The following is a 2,551-nucleotide window of genomic DNA, read 5'->3' on the forward strand; positions in this document are numbered from 1 at the left end:
TCCAGCTACTGGAAACCGCCGGCATTGCCGAGGCACGCCTGCTCGTCGTCGCCATTGATGACAGGGACCGGGCCGTACGTTTGGTGCGTCACGTCAAACAGCTTTACCCGGGGGTCTGGGTGCTGGCCCGCTCCTTCGACCGCGGCCATGGTTACGAGTTGCGTGAGGCCGGCGCCGACGATGTGGTGAGCGAAACCTATTACTCCGCCCTGGAACTCGGCGGAGATGCCCTTACCGCAATGGGTGTCCAGCCAGAACGCGCTCGCCGGATGATCCAGTCCTTCGTTGCCAGCGAAAAAGCCAACGAAGACCAATTGTTCAACGCCTGGCGCAACATCGAGGAAGGCATCCACTTCAGCCCGCGCTACGGGGAGCTGTTCATGAAACTGGACGAGTCACTGGGGCACGCCATGCGGGAAGACGCACGGCGAATCGAGGACGAAGCACCGGCGTGGACCCCGCCGAGGAACAACGGCTGATCACTAAAACAGAATTGTCAGCGCTTATTCGCTTCCTGGTTGCGGCGTTGCTGCCGGTAGCCGTAAGTAGCGTTTCTGACGGTTTCTTCATCTTCCAGTCCGGCCCCCAGGGCGCCAGCGATAGTGGCAACCGAAGTCGCGAGCCAGGCAAGAGTGGTATAATCGAGAAGACTGGCCCCGTGATCAAGTTGCGCTTCCAGCATGTTGGCCGGAATGAAAACGAGGACCGTGAAACAGAAAAGGCCCAGCAGGATCACATAATAGAATACGACCCCGGCACTCAGCGTCAGGACAGTGACCGTGTTATAGAGCCGAACCAGACGTGGTGATCGGGCGTTTTTTATCGGTTCCCAAAGCGTGTGGGCAATAATGATCCAGGCGATCATCGCCACCATGGCCACTCCCATCAGCAGAACAAGGCGTGGCCGGCCATAATTGGCGCTGAGCTGCCAAAGGGTGGGAAACACCAGACCATAGGCGCCGGTCGCGAACGCGACGGCGATGACGCGCTTGAAAGCAGGAAAGATGGTCGAGGGGCGGTTGGCGCGCACCATGCCTGCCAGGATGCGAAGGTTCCCGTTGATCCACGAATCGGCAATGAAGCGCACGTCAAAGGACTCTCCCTCGCCCGATAGCGTTAGCCGACGTATCGGAAACAGCTTCTCGTAGAGGTGCCTGCCCAATAGTTGCCGCGCACCTTTGCCACGCAGACTCTCGTGGACTTTATCGGATTGCTGGGTACGCTGCTCCTGACGAGTACGGTCCTCTTCGGAACTGCCATGGTGCAATTCGTTGACCAGTTGCAGGATCGCTTCGTTCAGGCGACGACGTATTGCGGTAATGCCGAAGGCAGGCAATGAAATCATCGCAACGCCATGCACCGTGCTGGTTTCAGCGATTACGAAGCGCCCGTCCTTAAAGATCGGCAAATCGGTAATACAGATCGCGTAGTCCCACTGCTGGTCCCGCTTATACTCGAGAATACTCCCAATAATATCGTTGGAAGCCTCTGCAGCACCGATCAACGGATCGACGATCAGTTGCACCTCCCAGTTCAACCGGTCATCGACGTAATTGGCCAAAAGCTCGGGTAACCGGTTGATTACCTGTTTGGCCATCTCAGCGGGCATCTCCGGGGCGGGTATCAGGCCCACCACTTTTCGGCACGCGTTGACCGCCCGGCTCCCTTCCTGTGCGGGTTCCCTGGTGGAGATCTCGTTCCGGGCCGTGGACATAAGCGCTCCATGACGACGTGGCTGCTGCATTGGGTAGTGGAACCCTGAAAAAAACCACCCTGACATACCCAAGCTTAGTTGAAGATCGGAATACCGCGACTCGCGCTACAGTCATCTCGGGGCCGGCATTAGGGAACCACTGATCAATTCGGTTTCGAGCGACTGAGGAACTCAGAGTGACTCAATCACCGCGTCGGCGATCAATTTCCGACCACCTCATGTGGTCTGTTTTCCCTGACAGCCGGGTTATCTGGCTGTCAGGCCAGATTCAGGGCGTAATGGCCCCGTCAATTTGGCCCTCGCATCGTGTCGTCAGCACCAGGTTGGCCAGCCCGAACAGGCTGAAGAGTTGCGCCTGGTTCTTGGCCAACCCCTTGTAGCGCACCTTGCGGTAGCCGAAGAGGTTCTTGATGACATGAAACGGATGCACGACCTTGGCGCGGATGCTGGCCTTGGCCTTCTCGATCGCCAGCAGCAGTGCTTTCATGGGGGTGTCTTCCATCTTCTTAATGGGGCTGCGTTTGGCGGCAACACAGCATCGGGAATCCGCGGCATCCTTCTCTTCGTCGAGATACTTCCACATACCGGTGTAACCCGCGTCGCCGTATACCCGTTTGTCATCTTCTCGGACCAGGGCACCGGCCATGGTGACATCGGCGACGTTGGCCGAGGTGGCGGCGACACTGTGAGTCGGTCCGGTGACCGCATCGACCCCGATATGGGCCTTCAGGCCGAAATACCACTGGCTGCCCTTCTTGGTCTGCTTCATCTCCAGATCACGCTGCTTGACCTTGTTCTTGTTCTTGGTAGAGGGCGCGGCGGCCACGATGGTGCCTT

Annotated in this window: 3 protein-coding genes; 1 reads left to right on the plus strand and 2 read right to left on the minus strand. The window is 58.2% G+C overall.

Annotated elements, in window-relative coordinates; all coding sequences use genetic code 11:
• Nucleotides 1-479 (plus strand): NAD-binding protein (locus tag AAC035_RS20510; protein ID WP_339806971.1); only part of this gene is annotated, 479 nt, incomplete at its 5' end.
• A gap of 17 nt (nucleotides 480-496) precedes the next feature.
• On the opposite strand, the gene AAC035_RS20515 is transcribed toward AAC035_RS20510, so the two are convergent.
• Nucleotides 497-1,714: a hypothetical protein gene (locus AAC035_RS20515; RefSeq protein ID WP_339806973.1), complete on the minus strand. Its 1,218-nt coding sequence runs from the start codon at nucleotides 1,712-1,714 to the stop codon at nucleotides 497-499.
• 268 nt (nucleotides 1,715-1,982) lie between these two features.
• A partial coding sequence (locus tag AAC035_RS20520) for an IS5 family transposase (RefSeq protein WP_339806974.1) occupies nucleotides 1,983-2,551 on the minus strand: 569 nt, incomplete at its 5' end.

The organism is uncultured Marinobacter sp. (assembly GCF_963974375.1).
Taxonomy (GTDB): Bacteria; Pseudomonadota; Gammaproteobacteria; order Pseudomonadales; family Oleiphilaceae; genus Marinobacter.

Bases quoted from the DNA above. Each gene is read 5' to 3' on its own strand.
- AAC035_RS20515 (WP_339806973.1), bottom strand. From the start codon at position 1,714: ATGTCCACGGCCCGGAACGAGATCTCCACCAGGGAACCCGCACAGGAA.